General features: G+C 52.1%; 15 protein-coding genes and 1 pseudogene. 6 read left to right on the top strand and 10 right to left on the bottom strand.

The window, feature by feature from the left end; translation table 11 throughout:
• Positions 1 to 176: 176 nt before the first annotated feature.
• Together N6G83_RS34915 and hslJ are read left to right on the top strand one after the other, a co-directional pair.
• On the top strand, positions 177 to 1,169 hold the full coding sequence (locus N6G83_RS34915; protein WP_024486550.1) for a 2-hydroxyacid dehydrogenase: 993 nt from the start codon (positions 177 to 179) through the stop codon (positions 1,167 to 1,169).
• 61 nt (positions 1,170 to 1,230) lie between these two features.
• Positions 1,231 to 1,662 (top strand): heat shock protein HslJ, encoded by a 432-nt coding sequence (gene hslJ / locus N6G83_RS34920; protein WP_074029168.1) that lies wholly within the window; start codon positions 1,231 to 1,233, stop codon positions 1,660 to 1,662.
• 38 nt (positions 1,663 to 1,700) lie between these two features.
• Here the strand turns inward: hslJ and N6G83_RS34925 are convergent, their stop codons facing one another.
• Together N6G83_RS34925 and N6G83_RS34930 are read right to left on the bottom strand one after the other, a co-directional pair.
• Positions 1,701 to 1,958: a DUF333 domain-containing protein gene (locus N6G83_RS34925; protein ID WP_074029170.1), complete on the bottom strand. Its 258-nt coding sequence runs from the start codon at positions 1,956 to 1,958 to the stop codon at positions 1,701 to 1,703.
• A gap of 251 nt (positions 1,959 to 2,209) precedes the next feature.
• Positions 2,210 to 2,542: an SMR family transporter gene (locus N6G83_RS34930; protein WP_021806525.1), complete on the bottom strand. Its 333-nt coding sequence runs from the start codon at positions 2,540 to 2,542 to the stop codon at positions 2,210 to 2,212.
• A gap of 250 nt (positions 2,543 to 2,792) precedes the next feature.
• Here N6G83_RS34930 and nifJ point away from each other — a divergent pair, with 250 nt between their 5' ends.
• Positions 2,793 to 6,326 (top strand): pyruvate:ferredoxin (flavodoxin) oxidoreductase, encoded by a 3,534-nt coding sequence (nifJ, locus tag N6G83_RS34935; protein WP_186580384.1) that lies wholly within the window; start codon positions 2,793 to 2,795, stop codon positions 6,324 to 6,326.
• Between the two features lie 102 nt (positions 6,327 to 6,428).
• On the opposite strand, the gene N6G83_RS34940 is transcribed toward nifJ, so the two are convergent.
• The 5 genes from N6G83_RS34940 to N6G83_RS34960 all read right to left on the bottom strand — a co-directional run bounded on the left by N6G83_RS34940 (position 6,429) and on the right by N6G83_RS34960 (position 12,625).
• Complete coding sequence (locus N6G83_RS34940; protein WP_211136689.1) at positions 6,429 to 7,145, bottom strand: hypothetical protein; 717 nt, start codon at positions 7,143 to 7,145, stop codon at positions 6,429 to 6,431.
• Positions 7,146 to 7,314: 169 nt separating this feature from the next.
• Positions 7,315 to 9,426, bottom strand: a complete 2,112-nt coding sequence (locus N6G83_RS34945) for a peptidase domain-containing ABC transporter (RefSeq protein WP_211136690.1) — start codon at positions 9,424 to 9,426, stop codon at positions 7,315 to 7,317.
• Positions 9,419 to 10,693: an HlyD family secretion protein gene (locus tag N6G83_RS34950; RefSeq protein ID WP_074029383.1), complete on the bottom strand. Its 1,275-nt coding sequence runs from the start codon at positions 10,691 to 10,693 to the stop codon at positions 9,419 to 9,421. The genes N6G83_RS34945 and N6G83_RS34950 overlap by 8 nt, the downstream gene beginning before the upstream one ends.
• Before the next feature lie 518 nt (positions 10,694 to 11,211).
• Positions 11,212 to 11,559: a hypothetical protein gene (locus tag N6G83_RS34955; RefSeq protein WP_074029178.1), complete on the bottom strand. Its 348-nt coding sequence runs from the start codon at positions 11,557 to 11,559 to the stop codon at positions 11,212 to 11,214.
• 664 nt (positions 11,560 to 12,223) lie between these two features.
• Positions 12,224 to 12,625, bottom strand: a complete 402-nt coding sequence (locus tag N6G83_RS34960) for a hypothetical protein (protein WP_211134673.1) — start codon at positions 12,623 to 12,625, stop codon at positions 12,224 to 12,226.
• 98 nt (positions 12,626 to 12,723) lie between these two features.
• Between N6G83_RS34960 and N6G83_RS34965 the strand changes: the two are divergent.
• From N6G83_RS34965 to N6G83_RS34975, 3 genes and pseudogenes are all read left to right on the top strand, one after another.
• Positions 12,724 to 13,083: pseudogene (locus N6G83_RS34965) on the top strand (tyrosine-type recombinase/integrase); the annotation flags it as partial.
• A 48-nt stretch (positions 13,084 to 13,131) separates the two neighbouring features.
• Positions 13,132 to 14,073: a tRNA 2-thiocytidine(32) synthetase TtcA gene (gene ttcA, locus N6G83_RS34970; RefSeq protein WP_211134674.1), complete on the top strand. Its 942-nt coding sequence runs from the start codon at positions 13,132 to 13,134 to the stop codon at positions 14,071 to 14,073.
• A 140-nt stretch (positions 14,074 to 14,213) separates the two neighbouring features.
• Positions 14,214 to 14,612 (top strand): VOC family protein, encoded by a 399-nt coding sequence (locus N6G83_RS34975; protein WP_024531194.1) that lies wholly within the window; start codon positions 14,214 to 14,216, stop codon positions 14,610 to 14,612.
• A 440-nt stretch (positions 14,613 to 15,052) separates the two neighbouring features.
• On the opposite strand, the gene zntB is transcribed toward N6G83_RS34975, so the two are convergent.
• The 3 genes from zntB to N6G83_RS34990 form a co-directional block, all read right to left on the bottom strand.
• Positions 15,053 to 16,036, bottom strand: coding sequence for a zinc transporter ZntB (gene zntB, locus N6G83_RS34980; protein ID WP_024531193.1), 984 nt, complete (start codon positions 16,034 to 16,036; stop codon positions 15,053 to 15,055).
• A gap of 141 nt (positions 16,037 to 16,177) precedes the next feature.
• Entirely contained in the window at positions 16,178 to 17,812 is a 1,635-nt protein-coding gene (locus tag N6G83_RS34985) for an ABC transporter substrate-binding protein (protein ID WP_074029183.1), read from the bottom strand.
• Between the two features lie 160 nt (positions 17,813 to 17,972).
• On the bottom strand, positions 17,973 to 18,323 hold the full coding sequence (locus N6G83_RS34990; protein WP_024531191.1) for a hypothetical protein: 351 nt from the start codon (positions 18,321 to 18,323) through the stop codon (positions 17,973 to 17,975).
• Between the last annotated feature and the right edge of the window lie 78 nt (positions 18,324 to 18,401).

The following is an 18,401-nucleotide window of genomic DNA, read 5'->3' on the forward strand; positions in this document are numbered from 1 at the left end:
ATTTATAGAGCAGGTTTCTCATTTTTGATATTTATCCGGTGAATACGGTAAGCGGCTAATACACTGATTATCAGCATAAAACCCTAAATGAGCGCTGCCGCCATAGGACGCTAAACCATTGTCGTATTTGGCAAAATATGTTAATTTGATCACATAATCACGCGGGAGAAACCACGATGAAAATGGCGATTTACAGCACCAAACAGTATGACCGTAAGTATCTTGAATTGGTAAATCAGCAGTTTGGTTATGAGCTGGAGTTTTTCGACTTTCTGCTAAGCAAGAAAACCGCCAAAACGGCTATCGGCTGTAAGGCCGTATGCATCTTCGTCAATGACGACGGCAGCAGGGAAGTGCTGGAAGAGTTGGCAGCGCTTGGGGTTGAAATCCTCGCCCTGCGTTGTGCCGGGTTCAATAACGTCGATCTGGATGCGGCGAAAGAGCTGGGTATCAAGGTGGTGCGCGTTCCGGCTTATTCACCTGAAGCCGTAGCCGAACACGCTGTGGGTATGATGATGTGCCTGAACCGCCGCATTCATCGGGCCTATCAACGCACCCGTGATGCCAACTTCTCGCTGGAAGGGCTGATCGGCTTCAATATGCATAACCGCACTGCCGGGGTGATTGGCACCGGTAAGATCGGCGTAGCTACCATGCGTATTCTGAAAGGCTTTGGCATGAAGCTCTTGGCCTACGACCCCTACCCAAGCGCGCAAGCGTTAGAGCTGGGTGCCGAATATGTCGATCTTAAAACGCTGTATGCCCAGGCGGATGTGATCACCCTGCACTGCCCGTTAACGCCGGAAAACCATCACCTGCTGAATGCGGACGCGTTCTCCATGATGAAGGACGGCGTGATGGTGATTAACACCAGTCGCGGTGCCTTGATCGACTCTTCCGCCGCTATCGATGCGCTCAAACAGCAAAAGATTGGTGCGCTGGGGATGGACGTATACGAGAACGAACGCGACCTGTTCTTTGAAGACAAATCCAACGATGTGATCCAGGATGACGTTTTCCGCCGCCTGTCCGCCTGCCATAACGTGCTGTTTACCGGCCATCAGGCGTTCCTGACGGAAGAGGCGTTGACCAGTATTTCGCAAACTACGTTGAAAAATATTGAACAGCTTGCGCGGGGTGAAGCCTGCCCTAATCAGCTTAATGCCTGATACTTTGGGGCGCGCTTAGCGCCCCTAACTCTTCCGACAAAACCTAAACAGGTTCGTAATAATGAAAAAACTGATCCCTTTAGCCATGGCTTGTGCGCTATTGGCTGGCTGTGGTTCCGCTCAAACCAAACAACACACCGTAGTAGAAAGCGATCTGCTGCATCATAACTTTGTGCTGCAAAGCGTGGATGGTGTGGCGGTTGAAGCAAAACAAGGCAGCGGCCCGAGCATCGAGTTCGGCGAGAAAATGAATATTTCCGGATCGATGTGCAACCGTTTCTTCGGCCAGGGCCAGTTAGAGAACGGCGTGCTGACGGTGAAAAACCTCGCCACGACCCGCATGATGTGCGCAGATCCACAACGTAACCAATGGGATCAAACCATCGGCACGCTGTTGGCTAACGGTGCAAAAGTCTCGCTCAATGGCCAACAGCTGACCCTGAGCGGCAGCGATCACCAACTGGTGTATACCCTGAAAGACTGGGTCAATTAAGTTGGCATTACCGGGCTAGCCATTAGCCCGGTACAAACTCAACGGGCACAGGCTCCACGGCCCAGCGCTGACTCTTCGCACTGTTTGCCGTTCGGCATCTGACACATTCTGAGCGTATCGCCGTTGAGCGAATGGGCAATGGTGGTTACTCCGCCCACGCTGGCACAGCTTTCGCTGGTAGGTATCGCACCAATATTGGCACTGGTGGCGATCTGCTGTGGTTCTTGGTTGTTATTGCTGCTGCAGGCAGCCAAAGAGAGTATGGCGCCGGCAAGCAGCCATTTTGCTGTGATCATTATTCGTACCCCTGAACCGAAACGATGCTGTGTAATTTTGCCATTGCTGATAACCCGAGCCACTGGAACGATGGGCCCGTTTGGTTATCTTTGATGTCCACCCGTTGAGCTTCAAGTTGCCGCCTATTCATTTCTTCAACAAGCGGCAACCGGAAAGACAACTTTAGTAATCTAGCTTGTTAGCTTAATAATAGAAATATGATTAGCCATTAATTTGGCTTTTTTTTGACCTGAAAGCATTTTGCTCCCGATCAGTGCCCTGCCGACTTGGACAGCAGATTAATTACCAACACCCCGGCAATAATCAGCCCCATGCCAACCACCGCAGGCAAATCCAGCTTCTGCTGGTAAATAAACACCGCGGCAATCGACACCAGCACGATCCCCAACCCGGACCAGATGGCATAGACAATCCCCAGCGGCATGGTTTTTACCACCATCGAAAGCCCCCAAAATGCTACCGCGTAACCCAACACTACAAACACAGATGGCCACAAGCGGGTAAACCCTTCAGAGGCTTTCAACAAGGTGGTGGCGATCACTTCGGCGATAATCGCCATAGCTAAATAGATAAATGCGGTCATTTTCAACTTCTTCTTTCTGTTTCGCGATACATCAATATGATACGCGGAGATTAAATTAGCGTTACATCGCCGCAACGCTTTACCATTACGCTGCAAATAGTAATTATTTTTTAACGAAATATCACCTTACATCCAGATTTTGTGCGCCACACAAATGCGATAAAGCACAAATAACCCCCTCTGTTAGACTTTGCTGATGATTATAAGAAGCTGACTTTTGCAGCTTTGTGAGCACAGAAAGGTACTGCAGATGATAACTACAGATGGTAATAACGCTGTCGCTTCCGTGGCTTATCGCACCAGTGAAGTGATTGCCATTTACCCAATCACCCCAAGTTCGACCATGGCGGAACAAACCGCTGCCTGGTCCAGTGACGGCAGGAAGAACATTTGGGGCGACGTGCCCCACGTGGTGGAGATGCAGTCCGAAGGCGGAGCCATTGCTACCGTGCACGGCGCGTTGCAAACCGGCGCGCTTTCCACCTCCTTCACCTCGTCCCAGGGATTGCTGTTGATGATCCCTTCGCTGTATAAGCTGGCCGGGGAGCTAACGCCATTCGTCCTCCACGTTGCCGCTCGCACCGTCGCAACTCATGCATTATCCATCTTTGGCGATCACTCCGACGTGATGGCCGTACGCCAGACCGGTTGCGCCATGCTGTGCGCCAGCAACGTGCAGGAAGCGCAGGATTTTGCACTGATCGCCCAGACGGCCACGCTAAACAGCCGCTTGCCGTTCATCCATTTCTTCGATGGATTCCGTACCTCGCATGAAATCAACAAGATCGCCCCGCTGAGCGACGAAACGCTACAGCAGATGATGCCGCAGGACGCCATCGACGCCCACCGTAGCCGGGCTCTCTCACCGGATCATCCCGTCATACGCGGTACGTCAGCCAACCCGGATACCTATTTCCAATCGCGGGAAGCGACCAATCCGTGGTACGACAATACCTACCAACATGTGCAGCAGGCGATGGACAAGTTTGCTGCCATCACCGGCCGCAGCTATCAGCCGTTTGAGTATTACGGCCACCCGCAGGCCGAGCGCGTGGTGATCCTGATGGGGTCAGCCATCGGCACCTGTGAAGAAGCTATCGACCACCTGCTTACGCGCGGTGAAAAAGTGGGCGTTCTTAAAGTCCGGCTTTATCGTCCCTTCTCCGCCAAACATCTGCTCGCCGTTCTGCCGGAAAGCGCACAAAAAATTGCGGTGCTTGACCGTACCAAAGAGCCGGGTGCTCTAGCCGAGCCTTTATACCTGGATGTGATGACTGCGCTGGCAGAAGCCTTTAGCCGTGGCGAACGCGCCAGCATGCCGAGGGTGATTGGCGGGCGCTATGGGTTGTCTTCCAAGGAGTTTGGCCCAGACTGCGCGTTGGCCATTTTCCGTGAGCTGATGCTGGATAAGCCTCGCCCACGCTTTACCGTGGGCATTTTCGACGATATTACCGGTCTTTCACTACCGCTCCACGAAGAAACTCTCCCTCAGCGGGCCTCACTGGAAGCCCTGTTCTACGGTTTGGGTAGCGATGGTTCGGTCTCTGCCACCAAGAACAACATCAAAATCATCGGCAACAGCACGCCGATGTTTGCCCAAGGCTACTTTGTCTACGACTCGAAAAAGGCCGGCGGCCTGACCGTGTCACACCTGCGGGTTAGCGATAAGCCGATCAATTCGGCGTACCTTATCGACCGCGCCGACTTTGTCGGTTGCCACCAGTGGCAGTTTATCGACAAGTATCAAATGGTGGAGCGGCTAAAACCTGGCGGCATTTTCCTGCTCAATACCCCTTATAGCGCGGATGAAGTCTGGTCGCGCCTGCCGCAAGAGGTCCAGGCGATCCTGCATCAGCGCCAGGCAAAACTGTATATCATCAACGCGGCCAAGCTGGCGCGCGAATGTCATTTGGGTGCCCGCATCAATACCGTGATGCAGATGGCCTTCTTCCATCTGACAAAGATCCTGCCGGGTGAAGTGGCGTTGCAGGAACTACAGGGAGCGATTGCCCGCAGCTACAGCAACAAGGGCCAAGAGGTGGTCGAACGTAACTGGCAAGCCTTGGGTGCCACGCTGAGTGAGCTGACGGAAATCCCACTGCGCCCACTCGACAGCAACAGTCCAATACGTCCACCGGTGGTTTCCGACGCCGCACCGTATTTTGTCAAAACCGTTACCGCTGTGATGCTGGCCGGGCTGGGCGATACCCTGCCGGTTTCGGCTTTCCCCCCAGACGGCACCTGGCCTGTGGGCACCACGCAGTGGGAAAAACGCAATATCGCCGAAGAAGTGCCGATCTGGCAGCCGGACCTGTGTACCCAGTGCAACCACTGCGTCGCGGCCTGTCCGCATTCAGCCATTCGTGCCAAGGTGGTTCCGCCAGAAGCCATGGAGTACGCCCCTGCCACGCTGCAATCGCTGGATGTAAAATCCCGTGATATGCGCGGTCAGAAATATGTATTGCAGGTCGCCCCTGAAGATTGCACCGGCTGTAACCTGTGCGTAGAGGTTTGCCCGGCGAAAGATCGCCAGAATCCGGAAATCAAGGCGATCAATATGGCATCTCGCCTCGATCACCTGGCAGAGGAAAAGGCTCATTATGACTTCTTCCTGCAACTGCCAGAGATCGACGCATCGCAGTTGGAACGTATCGATATCCGCACCTCGCAGCTGATTTCTCCGCTGTTTGAATATTCGGGTGCCTGTTCCGGCTGTGGCGAAACGCCATATATCAAGCTGCTGACCCAGCTGTATGGCGACCGGTTACTGATTGCCAACGCCACCGGTTGTTCTTCTATCTATGGCGGTAACCTGCCCACCACGCCTTACACCACCAACGCCGACGGCCGTGGCCCAGCCTGGGCAAACTCGCTGTTTGAGGATAATGCCGAATTTGGTCTGGGCTTCCGCCTGACGGTGGATCAGCACCGCCGCCGCGTATTGCGCCTGCTCGACACGTTGGCACCGCAATTACCCGCTCAGTTGGTGGCCTCATTGCAAGCAGACGAGATCGCCACCGGCCCGCGCCGCCAGCAGATCGCCGAATTACGTAGCCTGTTGGCTAACGTGACAGGCAACGACGCTCGTCAACTAGCCACCGATGCCGATTATCTGGTGGATAAGTCTATCTGGCTGATTGGCGGTGACGGCTGGGCTTACGATATCGGCTTCGGCGGTCTGGATCATGTGCTGAGCCTGACGGAAAACGTCAACGTGCTGGTGCTGGATACGCAGTGCTACTCCAATACCGGCGGGCAGCAATCCAAGGCCACTCCGCTGGGGGCCGTGACCAAGTTTGGTGAGCACGGCAAGCGCAAGGCCCGTAAGGATCTTGGCGTCAGCATGATGATGTACGGCCATGTGTATGTTGCGCAGATCTCGTTGGGTGCGCAGCTTAACCAGACGGTGAAAGCGATTCAGGAGGCAGAAGCCTACCCTGGCCCTTCCCTGATCATCGCCTACAGCCCTTGCGAGGAACACGGTTACGATCTGGCACTGAGCCACGACCAGATGCGGCAGCTAACCGCGACCGGCTTCTGGCCGCTGTATCGCTTCGATCCACGTCGTACTGCGGAAGGCAAAGCTGCGTTGGCGCTGGACTCCCGGCCACCGAACAGTGAGCTGACGGCGACCTTGAACAAGGAACAGCGTTTCCGCCGCCTCAATACGCAGCAGCCTGAGGTTGCCGCTGCGTTGTATGAAGCAGCAGAAAAAGAGCTGAAGGAGAAATACGATTTCCTTAGCCTGCTGGCAGGAAAGTCGGAGAAGGCAGGTTCGGAGTAGGTATGTTGAGGGCGCGGGAACGCGCCCTTTTTTGCTCTGGTTCACTATGTTGAGGCGTTGTATGTGCTACGCCCATCCAAATGATCGTGGCCACCTGAACACTTACGAACTGTTTTTTAATATCAGCGAGCAAGTGTATTCGCACTCTAAGAGCCAGAAAAAGCGCTTTGCGGTTTCCCTTATGTAATCACACTGTTTTTGACGTGGAATGTCGAAGTGTCTTGGGAACATAACATGTAAATAACCATACTCCTCATCAAAGCAATCAACGAAATCGCTTCGGACTCCATTCCAATAGTTAACAACTCGACTTAACATTGGGCTGTCAAATTCATACCAGCGATCGAACGTGTCGATTAACGTGCCCCAAACGACGTTTTCATCCTCAGACCAGGCCAAAATCTTAAAGCACCGTCGAAAATAGTAGACCGTGGCCTCCAAACTATCCGGATAGGGCTTACCGATATCTTTAAGATATGCTGCAAAGTAAGTTTGCACCTCTTCCCTGACTAAATCTTTGTCTAGCCCTAGTGAAGCCAATATCAGCAGATTATCAGAGTATTCTCCAGCTAATACCCTCTGTTCAGCCCAGTCAGTGAAGTCACGTAAGTTTTGAATGGTAAAATCAGGACGCGTCTTTGCAAGGAGATCCTTTAAATCTGTTGAGTTGCCAACCACAATCTGTCCTTGAATGGCTATGAACCTTGAACTGACATTACCACAGCTCAAACGAATAATGACCAAATCCTCCCAGAGAATGCTAAACTTGCCCGCTAAAAGTGTTATACCGCCGTAGCGCCCCCAAATGAGAACGAGCACGATTTAAATGTCAGAAAATCAAACAATTAGCCAAAAAGCTCAGTACAACCTGAATGTAAAACAGACACCATCAAAACTCATTGATAATTAATAATTTATTTTTATCGTCGCATTACCTTCATGATTGAAATACACCAAGCAATAGTGAACTTGAGACTTAGTGTGATCATTACTCAGCCTTGTTTGTCAGTTCAATGACCCGATCGACCGACGCTATTGTGGTTTCACGGTGGGCAATGATCACCCGCGTAATGCTGAGCGCCTTTATTGCCTGATTTACCACCGCTTCACTGTCCTTGTCCAGAGCACTAGTGGCCTCATCCAGGAACAAAATTGCCGGTTTCTTGTAGATTGCACGGGCAATAAACAGCCGTTGCTTTTGCCCGCCGGACAATCCTTCACCCAGTTCCCCTATCAAGGTTTCGTATCCCATAGGCATGCGCATGATCACGTCATGTAGATAGCTGGCACGGGCACACTCCTGCATCCACGCATCATCCACCTCGTCCGCAAACCCACAGATATTTTCCCGGATCGAACCAGAGAACAACTTGTCGTCCTGCATCACGCAGGCGATCATCTTATGGTAGTTGTTGATACCAAGCTGCTGAATATCGATACCGTTCACCTCAACACGACCAGAATCAGAGGGGAACAGCCCGCACAGCACTTTCATCAACGTGGTTTTGCCTGATCCAGATGGGCCTACGATGGCCACACTCTCGCCCGGCGCAACAGTCATCTCTAGGGCATCAAAGATGACCGGTGACTGGCTGTCGTAGCGATAGCTCAGATCATGGGTTGTCAAGCTCACCGATTGTAGTCCCGGCTCGTAAGGGAGATCGGGTTTGCGATTTTCTCGCGGATGCAGAGCAATATCGGCAATGCGTTCGTTATGCAGGCTCATCATGCGCAACTGCAGTAAAAACTCCGTCAGCGATCCAATGCGGTCAGAGAACTGCCCCCGGAAGGCACCGAACGCTACGAACATCCCGATGGTCATCTGGTTATCGATCACAAGGCTGGTTCCCAACCACAGGACGGCAACCTGATCACAGGCGGCAACCAGAGTTTTGATGCCGCCAAACAGCATGTCCATTTTGGTAACCCGGATACCCGTATTGATAGTGTCGATTTCGAGGTTGAGCCAGTGGGCAATGCGGCGTTTCGCCATGCCCTGCATCTTGACGGTGGCGATGCCGTAGAGCGTCTCCATAAAATACGAACCGGCCCGGGCATTTCTCACCAGAACCTCCTCGGACAGTTGTCGGTAATACCCGTAGGTCAGCATGCGCATCAGTACGTAGAATGCGGTGAAAGCGATCACTACCCAAGTTAGCCAGCCGCCATACAGCACTATCATCACCAGAACGCCAATGACCATGATGGAATCCATGATGGCGCCGACAATACTGCTGGTGAAGGTGCTGCGCAGCTCATCCAGTGAGCCGAAGCGTGACTGAATATCACCCAACTTACGCCGCTCAAAGTAGCCCAGAGGCAAGTGCAATAGATGGGTAAACAGGCCAGACAGCCACTGCACATGGATGAGCGTCGCCATCACCAGTCCGGACCAGGCGCGTACCATACCGATGGCAGCCCGCAACAGAATGAATATCATCAGTCCGACGCAAATGAGTGCCAACAATCCGCGATCCCCGGCGGGAATGGCGTGATCCATAACCAGTTGTGTGCCGACCGGCATCACCAGATTGATAGTTTCGAACACTAGAGACAAACAAAAGATCTTGCCAAGCGTCCTATTGAGGCCATGCACGCTGCCAATCAGTGTGCGGAGGCGAATTCGGTGGCTGACACTGTCTGCGATGAATTCGCTGCCGGGCCACGCTTCGAGCGCCACGCCAGTGAAACTGTGCGACAGCTCCGTAAGACTGACGGTCCGGTGGCCGCGCGCTGGATCATGCAGCACCACATGGTTGCGTTTGACGCTAACCAGCACCACGAAGTGGTTGAATTCCCAATGCAATATGCAGGGTATTTTTAGGGCGCCAAGCTCGTTCAGATCCAGTGACAGGGGGCGGGTGGCCAGCCCCAACTGTTCGGCGATACTGGTCAGCCCGGCCAGCGTGGCGCCACGACTCGATAGGTTGAACTCCCGGCGCAGCGCTATCAGGTCGATGTTTTTGCCGTAATGGCCACAAATCATCGCCAGGCTGGCGAGTCCGCACTCCGAGGACTCTGTTTGGTGAACCATCGGAACCCGATGACGCCACCGCAGGTCCAACTGGCTGACTAGCTGTTTGAAAGCGAGCTTACTCATTGACCGGCCCCGTCGCGCTGTGTGTCATGTCGTAGAACGGTGACAACATCCATTGATAAATTTTCCTTTTCTCGAGAAATAGGGTGCTTTGTGCTTTCATGCCGTTTTCCAGGCTAAGATGCTTACCGTCATAGTCAATGGCCTGTTTCTCCGGTCTGACGATAACCTTGTAATACGGCTCGGAGGCGGTCAACGCGGCTTTTGGAGCCCCCTGGTAAGTCAGCATTTCCTGCGGCGAAGCCGGGGCTTTAGAGATGACGGACACAGTGCCTGCGAACTGGCCAAATTTCTCCGCAGGAAAGGCGTCATAGCGCAGATTGACCTGATCACCGGCGTCAATATAGGGAATGGCGTCGTTGGGCACCCAAAGCACCAGAACATAGTGATCGATTTCGTGCGGGACCACCTGCAGCAGACTGTCACCGACGTTAACCATTTGGCCGACCGTGACGCTTAGCGAGTCGATGCGACCTTCGGCCAAGGCACGGACGATGATTGCCCCGCCAGCATCGATGTTTAGCCGTTCCTTTTGCAGCTCGTAACGCTGCAGCTGCATCTGGTAAATCTTGTTGTCGAATTCGGCGGCCTGGGTGTAGATCTGACTTTCCAGCGCGGTGATCTGCAAGGCGTTTTGCTCGTTTTGGCCGGACAAGCCCAGCAGGTTGTTCTGATGCTGATAATACAGCGCCACCTGGTTGGTAAGTTGATCCTTGTTAATCAATCCTTTGGTCTGATAGTGCCGGTAGTTCTCCATGTTATCTTTCATGATGCGAATCCCTTCCTGAGCCAGTCGGAGTATCTCCGTAGAGCGCGCGAACGCGGTGATATACTGCGTCTTTTGTTTTTCCAGCATTGCGAGTGTGACCTGCTTGCTGCTTTCCAGTCGGCTGACAATTTGCGCAATACGCGCCAACTGGCCATCGATATCCCGGCGCTGGTTGTCGCTGACCACACCGCTGTGGGTACTCTTGCTGACATCGATCTGGTAAATGGGCGCACCAGCGGTGATCACCTGTCCCTCTGTGACGAATTGTTTGACCACCACTCCCTGGACGGTGGAATAGACGTTGGCGGCGCGCGGATAGGTGCTGATCTCGCCGGTCACATTGACCCGCCGGATATAGGTGCCGGCGATAATGAATGAGAGAAACGCAATGAGAAAAAATAGGCACATTCCCAACATGAGCCAAAAGGAAATACCGGGCAACAGCAATGCCCGGCCGCACCATTTTATTTTATGATTATCAATCGCTTCCTGGCGAAACACCGTTTTCTTCCTTAAAAAGATGGAGATAGCATCAGCAGCCATATATCGCGCATTCGATATCGCATATCAAATCCAGGTTATTTCAATGGTGAAAACACCAGCCGAACGCCGTATAGCACAGAAGTGAACCCTATTGAGATAACGGAGTCTTTGCAAAAGATAGACTTGCCGTGCAATATTCTCGCTGTCCCTAACGAACCCAATAACGGGCGCAGCATGCTGCGCCCTTGCATGGTGAATCGGTTAATATATTACCGCCAACTATTTTGGATAGTAGTGGTTTACTAGGCGAGATACCAATTTGATCACAACAAACGTACACGCGAGTGAAACCAAAATTTTTGAAATATCTGATGGAGCAGCATACCACCATGATGGCCATACTCCGGCCCCATTTAGTAATGCATTTGACAAAAACAGGGATAGCAAAATAGAAAGAATATTTACAAGTTTCTTCATGAAATTGGCCTAAACGAGTATAACCGACATATTTTATTTAAAACGTAAATTTTGGCCGACTACCAAGAACATGAGCCGCCAGAGCCAGAACCGCAGTTGCTTCCACCTGTCCCCCCTCCGTTACCGTTGCCTCTATTTGGGGTATCGAGACACCCAGAGTTAATTCCGCCATTGAGCGCATTCGCTAGTGCAATGCCGGGGCCACCGATGGCACCTGTTATTGCACCACCAACTACACCAGTGAAACAGCCTGGATCAGCATATTTATCATAAAACCCACCAGAGCTATTCCCGTTCCCTTTGTTACTATTGCCATTGGTCCTACCACCGTTATCAACACGATCGCCGCCATTATTCCCCCGGCCACCAGAGATAGTACCTAATAATGATGGATCAATAATTTTCATAAACAACTCCTTTTGATTTAATGATGATACTGCCCTATGTAAAATTGCGTAAAGCGATTAATTAGTAACCTACATGTAAGTACTTTTCAATAACTTTGATTATAAAATTTAATACTTATTGAGTTAGCATTAACTTTTATAGATGTGAAATTTTATTTTATGATTCAAAATCAATGCATTATCTACCAACCGTATTATCATAATGACAATACTACTTTATGTTGTTAATGATTAGGGGCACAAAAGATAGATTTCTTTCGTGAATGATAAGGAAAGAAAGTATGGACGGGATCTCTGCCAGCCTTGAGGATTATTCCTTGGATCCTTCGTCCTGTTCCATATCACCCGCTGTGCGCCGGTTCCAATTTAGGTACTGGATCTTCTACCGCAGGCGTGCCAGCACGCAGATCGATGTAATCCGGTATGTGGCTACGTATAGCCGTAAGTGAAATATCAGAACTCCACGGAACAGGCTGAAGCCTTTGATAAATGGAGTTATTCGGCTTTATGGCATAGTTCCCTGGTAATGCCTGGTCAATTCGAAATCCGGCGTTTTCGCCTCCTTTTATGCCAAGAGCCAAAATATCAGTAAGAACACGAGTCTCGTTCGTCAGTATGCACTTAACATTTTCATCCCCAATAGCCCCCTACACTTAGGTACCGACTATGGGAAAATAGATAAGAAATAGACAGCTAAATCATGAGGAAGATTCACCTGGGTATTTGCCCTGCGCGCCCCAAAAAATTCCTCATCCAGCAGCCGCGCAATACACCAAGCGTTATAGCACTGCTCGTCTGTTAGCGGCTTAACATCGCAGTGAGCCTCAGCTAGCCCAAATCGATCACTTGTTTGGATGGTGTGCATCGGTGCCGCTACATCAATCCCATCTTTTTCATTGCCGACATACTTCTGCAGGAAAGCTTGAACATCGCCTGTGTGCTGACTTCCAGACGTAACCATTGGAGCTGGTTCCGTGGTTTTCCTGACGTGCTTGTAACTGCCGTATAACTGTACCAAGTACGACATGAAAATCGCGTGATGATCGACTTGCGTAATAGTGTCCATCGGCTCATCTATGCCCAGGACTGCGCCAGTGTAGCTGCCTCCGTAATACTTCAGTTACAGTCCCGAGCGGAACGTCAACCTTATGGCCAGTGCTGTTGCATCCCAAAATGGAGGTTACCTTTCACCACCGTGAATATGGAAAAACTGAAAGGCAGCGGCTACATTTCGTTTTTAGGCCACGCCCGGCCAAAGAACAGCAAAAAACAGACTATTAGCTGTCGTCTATCGGTGCGCGCTGGAACGCCGCTGTAAAACGCGCTGGTATTCGGCGTCGTAATCCGTACCATACGCGACATACTTTCGCGTGCTGGCTGTTATCGGCCGGTGCCAACCCGTCCTTCATCGCGGATCAGATGGGACACGATAATGCACAAATGGTCTACGAGATATACGGAAAGTGGATCGGAGAGATGAACGGGGAGCAGGTGAACATGCTAAATGACAGGCTGGCTATCTAGAATATTTTGCCTCAATTTTGCCCCTTTTGATGTTTCACGGAAAATATAATGCAAGAAAATCAATCAATTAACCCTAAAGAGCAGTACAACCTGAACAAACTGCAAAAACGCCTGCGCCGCAACGTGGGTGAAGCTATCGCCGCCTACAACATGATTGAGGAAGGCGATCGCATCATGGTTTGCCTGTCCGGCGGGAAAGACAGCTACACCATGCTGGAGATCCTGCGCAATCTGCAAAAAAGCGCTCCGGTGAACTTCTCACTGGTCGCGGTGAATCTGGATCAGAAACAGCCCGGCTTCCCCGAGCACATCCTGCCAGCCTATCTGGAAAGCCTGGGTGTGGAATATAAGATCGTTGAAGAAAACACCTACAGCATCGTGAAGGATAAGATCCCGGAAGGCAAAACCACCTGCTCCCTGTGTTCACGTCTGCGCCGCGGCATCCTTTACCGTACCGCCACCGAGCTGAGTGCCACCAAAATTGCCCTTGGCCACCACCGTGACGATATCCTGCAAACGCTGTTCCTCAACATGTTCTACGGCGGCAAGCTGAAAGGTATGCCACCCAAGTTGATGAGCGACGATGGTAAACACGTGGTGATCCGCCCGCTGGCCTATTGCCGTGAGAAAGACATCGAGCGTTTCTCGGTAGCGAAAGCATTCCCGATAATCCCGTGCAACCTGTGTGGCTCACAGCCAAACCTGCAACGCCAGGTGATTGGCGATATGCTGCGCGACTGGGACAAACGCTACCCAGGCCGTATCGAAACCATGTTCAGCGCCATGCAGAACGTGGTGCCTTCGCATCTGTGCGATACCGAACTGTTTGACTTCAAAGGTATTCACCACGGCAGCGAAGTGGTTGATGGCGGTGATTTGGCATTTGACCGTGAAGATATTCCACTGCAACCGGTGGGTTGGCAGCCGGAAGACGCAGATGACAACGGCTCGCCCGCGTTTGAACGCCTGAACGTACTGGAAATCAAATAGTCCTTCTCTCCGCCTGTGCCCGCAGGCGGAGGTTTTTCCCCCGCTAAATGTTAGATCCTGTTCACAATTCACGCATAAAGTGCCTGACAGTGCGGTTTTAACCTTATACTGTTTATTTATACAGTCAAAGGAGACCAACGATGAATATCACCCCCTGCCTTTCCCACGTCTCGCTGGGAACCAACAATTTCGATGCCGCCGCACAGTTTTATGACCGGGTTCTCGGTGCGCTAGGCTGCCGTCGCGTGCTGGAACACCCTGGCGCTATCGGCTATGGCCGAGACTATCCTGAATTTTGGTTGCAACTGCCGATAGACGGCAAACCCGCAGGCACCGCGAACGGCGTGCATATCGGCTTCTTCGCCACCAGCAAGCAGCAGGTTGATGCGTTTTATCAGCAGGCGGTAGCCGCTGGGGCACAAGAAGACGGTGCTCCGGGCTCACGGCCACATTACGGTGCCGCCTATTACGGCTGTTTCGTCCGCGATCTGGATGGCCACAAGATAGAGGCCAGCTTCTGGGACGAAAGCGCGGCTTAACGCCGCCCCACAGAAGCCGGAGGCAGGTGGGGATCTTGCAGGTTAGCCGGCCGTTGAGCGCATGGACAAGCGATACGAGCCCCCAGGGACGGATTCACGGCGTGTCGGCGTTCTGCACGATCCCCGCCTGTAAGCACTATCCGGTGAAGCGACTTAGTCCGAACGTGAATAACAATAGTGGAAATCTTCACTCAAGCGTTTGAATGCAGGAAGGATTAGCCGAAGGGAAAAAGCATAAAAAAATGCCGGTGGTTAAACCGGCATCGTATTGAATTAAATGTGCTATGCAATAATTCTAAAAATAAGTAAATAAAACAATTATGGAGCGCAACGCCCATCGCTTGACGTTGCATTCACCTGCAAGAGCAAGAATGCCGTAGTTCGCGCGAGCAAATGTTGATACTGCTCAACTTTACTCGCGTTTTCGCCACTATTTGTCGTTATAGCCAGCGGCTCCGCCTCAACCACCAGGCAACGCCCCCAACCAAAGCCAACAGCATGAAGCAGAAAGAGGCAAATGCCAGTGGGCTACCGCTGCCAGGGATCCCTCCAAGGTTGACCCCGAACAGCCCGGTCAGGAAAGTGGTAGGCAGGAAGACCATCGCCATCAGCGACATAGTGTAAGTACGGCGGTTCATGGCGTCGGCCATCACGGTAGTGATCTCATCGGACAGGATCGCCGTACGGGCAATGCTGCCATCAAGATCATCTAATCCGCGCCCCAGGCGATCGGCAATGTCCTGCATGCGGCGACGTTCGTCATCATTCATCCACGGCAGGCGGTCACTCGCTAAACGTGAGAAAACATCGCGCTGTGGTGCCATGTAACGGCGTAGCACAATCAACTGTTTGCGGATCAGCGCCAATTGCCCACGTTCAGGGATTTGCTGCTCTAACAGCGCATCTTCCAGATCGATGATCTTGTCGTGTAGATCTTCGATGAATTCACTGGTGTGGTCGGTGAGCGCATCAGCGATTTCTACCAGCCAGTTACCGCTATTAATCGGCCCCTGGCCATTGCGCAATTCATTGACCACCTCATCGATCGAGTAAACCTTGCGATGGCGGGTGGATATAATCATCTTATCGGTGATGTACACGCGGAACGTCACCAGTTGGTCTGGCCGTGAGTCCGTGTTGAAATTGATGCCGCGCAGCGTGATCAGCGTCCCGTCGCCCAATCGGGTGACGCGTGGCCGCGTGCTTTCCCCCGCCAGCGCTTCTCTGACCAGATCGGGCAGCAACGGTGTATTTGCCAGCCACTCGGCGCTGGCCGGATGGGCATAGTCCAGATGCAGCCAGCATGGTTCCTCGCTGGTGATCTTATCGTCATCCTCAATTGGCGTGGTGCCACCCTTGCCGTCGAGTTGATAGGCATAGACCGCGTCGGGCACCTGCAGTTCGCGCCCCTCAATGACATCCATTAAAAACCCTCATTATTTTGCCGTTGATACAGAGTCTAGCGTTATTGCCTTAGGGATAAAAGTGGCACCGCCATAACGGGATTTTAAAGTAAAAAGCCCCCGCGTTGGCGAGGGCTTGGGCAGGCGTCAGGACTCTGAACATCAATGTTTCAGAATGTACATTTCCTGGCTGTAGGCGACATCTTCAGGGTTAGTGATTGGGTAACCCTTCACCCAAGGCTTGATCAGTCGCCCGTTGGTATATTGATAGATCGGGGCGATCGGAGCCTCGGCCGCAATCATCTGCTCGGCCTTGTTATAATCGGCGGTTAACGCCGTTGGATTAGTCTCGCGACTGGCGTCGGCCAACAGACGGTCGTATTGCGGGCTGTTAAATTTGGCGATATTCCCGGTGTGTGAAGAGGTCAGCAGCGACAGGAAGGTCGAGGCCTCGTTGTAATCCCCCACCCAGGAGGCACGAACCACGTCGAAATTGCCGGTGTTACGGCTGTCGATATAGGTTTTCCACTCCTGATTTTGCAGTTTAACGTCAACACCCAAGGTTTGCTTCCACATTGACGCCACCGCAATGGCAATCTTTTGGTGACTCTCTGAGGTGTTATACAGCAGGGTCAATTTCAGAGGATGGTTCGGACCATAACCCGCCGCCTGCATCAGCGCCTTGGCTTGCTCGTTCAACTCTTCCTGGGACTGTTGCTGCAGCAGGCTGGTTTCCGGCTTAAAGCCCGCAGTGACATCCGGCGTGAAATGGTAGGCCGGCTTCTCGCCGGTACCCAGCACTTTCTCGGCAATGATCTTGCGATCGATAGCGTAAGACAAGGCTTTGCGCACTCTTACGTCATTGGTTGGCGCACGTTGGGTATTGAACGCGTAGTAATAGGTGCCGAGTTGATCAGGCGTGTAAACCTGGTCTGGGATATCCTTCAACAGCTTTTGGTACATGTTTTTCGGGAAGGATTCGGTAATATCGATGTCACCAGCCTGATAACGCTTGGTGGCGTTGGATTCCTGGTTAATGGGTACAAAGGTCACCTTGGTTAACACGGTGTGTTTATGGTCCCAATAATGGTCGTTCGGCACCAATACCAGCTTTTCGTTAACCACTCGCTCTTGCAGTTTGAATGCGCCATTACCTACCAGATTGCCCACTTTGGTCCAATCGTTGCCGTATTGCTCAACCACGGCTTTTGGTACCGGGAACAGGCTGAAATTGGCCGTCAGGCTGACAAAATAGGGCACAGGCTTGTTCAGCTGCACTTTTAGCGTATGGTCATCCACTGCCACCACGCCAAGCTTATCGATGGGCAGCTTACCGGCGATAATCTCTTCGGCATTCTGGATCCCGGCTAGCTGAGCAAACCAGGCAAACGGCGACAGGCTTTTCGGATCGACCAGCCGTTGCCAGCTATAAACGAAGTCTTTCGCCGTGACAGGGTCACCGTTGGACCAGCGGGCATCTTTGCGCAGCGTGAAGATATAGGTCTGGTTATCCGCGGTCTGCCAGCGCGTAGCGACACCGGGGATCACTTTACCATGCGCGTCCTGATTCACCAGCCCTTCAAACAGATCGCGTGCCACCTGCGCTTCTGGCAGGCCCACGGCTTTAATCGGATCGAGTGACGCCGGCTCATCTTTGATGTGCCGGACGATCTCCTGTTTCTCCGCCAGAGCGGTACCTGGGGGAACCTGAGCAGCCATAGCACCACTAATACCCGCGCTGATGGTGAGCGCGCAAAGCGTTAAACGAAAACTCGCCAGAATTTTTCTTCTCGTCATGTTAGATATGCCCCAGTTAACCCCATGAATTTTTTATCATATAGCACAAAGATGCCCGCCACCTATAGCCTGGCGTAACAAGAATGTAAAAAGTGGATGTTTGATCCAAAAAAAAGCCCGCCGCCATTATCGGCACTGCGGGCTGTTTGCTTAGGCAGGATCAGTCGTAAAGATGAATACTGGCGATCTTATAGCTGAACTCTTCCCCTTCTTCTTCATCGAAAATGGTGAAATAGCCTTTCTCTACCAGCGGGTTGAGCTGGATGTCGGTCTTTTGCAACTGGCGTGATTCGGCGTCGTCAAAACCATAGTCGAGGAAGAACTCCCCTTTCTGATGATCCACGTGCAAGGTGAACGGATAGTTGGATTCGTCCCCACGCCCATCGTCATTTTTCACTACGCCAAACCACTCACCCTGACGGATCTGGTTTTCTGCATCCACGCCGCACAGTAGGGTGATGGTGTCTTTTTCGTTTTCGCTGTAACACGCGACTATTCTGGCAACTGGCATGATAAATCCTCTTTGTCGTTAGCACTCTGCCGATAGTATAACAATAGACATCACTTTATTCGCTTAACAGACTGGGAA

This window comes from Serratia sp. PL7 (assembly GCF_945957435.1).